Below are 3,606 nucleotides of genomic sequence, written 5' to 3'. Positions count from 1 at the left end.
TGCACCGGCTGACCGCGATCCTGGCCGAGGGCCTGCGCCAGCTGCACCATGCGGTGCCGACCGCCAGCTTCTTCGACACCATCACCGTGCATACCGGCGGCCATACCCAGGATATCCACGCCGCGGCGCGCAGCCAGTCGGTCAACCTGCGCCTGATAGACGACGGCAGCGTCGGCGTCGCGCTGGACGAAACCAGCACCCGCGCCGATGTCGAAGCGCTGTGGAGCATCTTTGCCGTAGGCAAGCCGCTGCCTGCGTTCGCCGCGCTGGAAGCCAGCGCCGAGGAAAAGATACCGGCAGCGCTGGCGCGCAGCAGCGCATACCTGACGCATCCGGTGTTCAACAGCCACCATTCGGAAACCCAGATGCTGCGCTACCTGCGCGCGCTGGCGGACAAGGACCTGGCACTGGACCGCAGCATGATACCGCTCGGCTCCTGCACCATGAAACTCAACGCCACCACCGAGATGATCCCGGTGACCTGGCCGGAGTTCGGCTCCCTGCATCCGTTTGCGCCGCTCAACCAGGCCCAGGGCTACCAGCAGCTGGTGGCCGACCTCGAACAGATGCTGTGCGTCTGCACCGGCTACGACGCCGTATCGCTGCAGCCGAACGCCGGCTCGCAGGGCGAATACGCCGGCTTGCTGGCGATCCGCGCCTATCACCAGAGCTGCGGCGAAGGCCAGCGCAATATCTGCCTGATCCCGAGCTCCGCCCACGGCACCAATCCGGCTACCGCCCACATGGCGGGCATGCAGGTGGTGGTGGTGCAATGCGACGAGCAAGGCAACGTCAACGTCGCCGACCTGCGCGCCAAGGCAGACCAGCACGCCAAGGACCTGGCGGCGCTGATGATTACCTATCCGTCGACCCACGGCGTGTTCGAAGAAGCCATCGGCGAGATCTGCGAAATCGTCCACGCCCACGGCGGCCAGGTGTACATCGACGGCGCCAACATGAACGCCATGGTCGGCTTGTGCGCGCCGGGCACTTTCGGCGGCGATGTCTCGCACCTGAACCTGCACAAGACCTTCTGCATCCCGCATGGCGGCGGCGGGCCGGGCGTCGGTCCGATCGGCGTCAAGGCCCACCTGGCGCCGTTCCTGCCGGGCCACCGCATGCTGGAAAACGGCATCGCGCCGGTTTCCGCCGCGCCGTGGGGCAGCGCCAGCATCCTGCCTATCACCTGGGCCTACATCACGCTGATGGGCGCGCAAGGCTTGCGCCAGGCGAGCCAGGTGGCGATCCTCAACGCCAACTACATCATGCACCGGCTGGCGCCGCATTATCCGGTCCTGTACAGCGGCAGCGACGGACTGGTGGCGCACGAAGGCATCATCGACCTGCGCCCGCTCAAGGACAAGACCGGGATCACGGTGGAAGACGTCGCCAAGCGCCTGATCGACTACGGCTTCCATGCGCCTACCATGTCGTTCCCGGTAGCCGGCACGCTGATGATAGAGCCGACCGAAAGCGAATCCAAGCAAGAGCTGGACCGCTTCTGCGACGCCATGATCGCGATCCGCGAAGAGATCAGGGCAGTCGAGAACGGCGATATCAAGGCCGAGCAGACGGCGTTGCGCCATGCACCGCATACCAGCCAGGACCTGACCGACGAATGGTCGCGCGTGTATTCGCGTGAACAGGCGGTGTTCCCGCTGAAATCGCTGCGCCAGGACAAGTACTGGCCGCCGGTAGGGCGGATCGACAATGTCTACGGCGACCGCAACCTGGTCTGTTCCTGTCCGCCCATGTCGGATTACGAGTAGGGAAAAGGCGGGCGCGCATCGCGGTGCAGCGCCCGCCGCCACCATCCGACAGGCTTTTGATAAAGGACATTTCTCATGAGTGACACCAGCAACGCCGCAGCAGCGGCGCGTACCCCGCTATACCAGCTGCACCTGGAGCTAGGCGCCAAGATGGTGCCGTTTGCAGGCTACGACATGCCGTTGCAGTATCCGACCGGCATCCTGAAAGAACACAACCACACCCGCAGCCAGGCCGGCCTGTTCGACGTTTCGCACATGGGGCAGTTGCGCCTGAGCGGCGCGGACGCCGCTGCCGCGCTGGAATCGCTGGTGCCGGTCGACATCGTCGACCTGCCCGTGAACCGCCAGCGCTATGCGGTATTCACCAATCCGCAAGGCGGCATCCTGGACGACTTGATGGTCGCCAATGCCGGCGATCATCTGTTCCTGGTGGTGAACGCAGCCTGCAAGCAGCAGGATACCGAACACCTGCGCCAGCATCTGTCCGGCCGTTGCCAGATCGACGAGCTGAGCGACCGTTCCTTGCTGGCTTTGCAGGGCCCGGCTGCTGCGGCAGTCATGGCGCGCCTGGCGCCAGATACTGCGCAGATGGTGTTCATGCAGACCGCCAAGTTCACGCTGGCGGGCAGCGACTGTTTTGTCAGCCGCTCCGGCTACACCGGCGAAGACGGTTTTGAAATTTCGGTGCCGAATGCCGCTGCGGAAACCCTGGCACGGCTGCTGCTGGCGCAGCCCGAGGTGGCGCCCATCGGTCTCGGCGCGCGCGATTCCTTGCGGCTGGAAGCCGGCCTGTGCCTGTACGGCCACGACATGGACGGCAGCACCACGCCGGTCGAAGCCAGCCTGGGCTGGGCTCTGTCGAAGGCGCGCCGTGCCGGCGGCATGCGCGCCGGCGGTTATCCGGGCGCGGAGCTGATCCAGCGCCAGCTTGAGCAGGGCGTCGGCCGCAAGCGGGTCGGCCTGCTGCTCAAGGATCGCATGCCGGCGCGCGAAGGCGCCGAGCTGGTCGATGCCGACGGCAAGCAGGTCGGCAAGATCACCAGCGGCGGTTTCGGACCGACGGTGGGCGGCCCGGTGGCGCTGGGTTATGTCGACAGCGCCCATGCGCAGGTCGGCATACTGCTGCAAGCCGTGGTGCGCGGCAAATCGGTGCCTATCGAAGTGGTCAAGACGCCGTTTACTCCGACCCGCTATTTCCGCGGCTGAAGCGCGGTCGGAATCCCGGCATCAGCGTTTAGCCTGGTGCCGGCGGCAGAAAAAAGGACGCATGGCTTGCCCAATCGAGATTTGTGTCTCAGTTGGGCGCGTTCCCCTGTTTTGCATTGTCCGGGTAGCCGTCGTCCAGGGTCTTCAGGAAAGCCACCATATCCTTGATCTCGTCGTCATTGAGCGCAGGCATGGCGCCGTGCTTGCGGTCGAACGGGGCATCCACCACATCGACATTCTTCTTGTAACGCGGCGGCAGGTCGTCGTATTTGTCGATGCTGCCGTCCGGTTTTTTCGAATACCACTTGCCGGGATCGGTCTCGCGTTCCACGTAAAAATGCAGCAGGTCTTCCAGGTTCTTGAACACGCCGTTGTGGAACAGCGCGCCGCGCGTGGCGCTATTGCGCAGCGTCGGCGTCTTGAACAGGCCGCAATAGGCGGCGTGTTTCCTGTAGTCGCCGCGCATCGGTCCGCATAAGCCCAGGTCATAGTGAGCCGGATCGCGGTTGGCCAGCAGCTCTCGGTTGCGCGGTCCGGCCAGCGCTTCGAACTGGTAGTCGGTGAAGGCCGGCGGGAACATGCCGTCATGCGACGGCTTGTCGATATGGCAGGAGGAGCAGTTGCCTTTCTG

At 64.9% G+C, this 3,606-nt stretch carries 2 protein-coding genes and 1 pseudogene; 2 read left to right on the top strand and 1 reads right to left on the bottom strand.

Annotated features, from left to right (window positions below; genetic code table 11):
* On the top strand, positions 1-1,769 hold a 1,769-nt coding region (gcvP, locus tag JWQ61_RS20750), incomplete at its 5' end, for an aminomethyl-transferring glycine dehydrogenase (protein WP_304362178.1).
* A 75-nt stretch (positions 1,770-1,844) separates the two neighbouring features.
* Positions 1,845-2,975 (top strand): glycine cleavage system aminomethyltransferase GcvT, encoded by a 1,131-nt coding sequence (gene gcvT / locus JWQ61_RS20745; RefSeq protein ID WP_304362177.1) that lies wholly within the window; start codon positions 1,845-1,847, stop codon positions 2,973-2,975.
* A gap of 88 nt (positions 2,976-3,063) precedes the next feature.
* Here the strand turns inward: gcvT and JWQ61_RS20740 are convergent.
* Positions 3,064-3,606 (bottom strand): annotated as a pseudogene (locus JWQ61_RS20740) (cytochrome-c peroxidase); the annotation flags it as partial.

Source organism: Collimonas fungivorans (genome assembly GCF_028292705.1).
In the GTDB taxonomy this organism is placed as follows: Bacteria; Pseudomonadota; Gammaproteobacteria; order Burkholderiales; family Burkholderiaceae_D; genus Collimonas; species Collimonas fungivorans_B.
This window is presented reverse-complemented; position numbering and strand designations above follow the sequence as displayed.

What these genes read in the sequence shown, in the direction of transcription:
- gcvT (WP_304362177.1), top strand. Translation starts at nt 1,845, where the DNA reads ATGAGTGACACCAGCAACGCCGCAGCAGCGGCGCGTACCCCGCTATAC.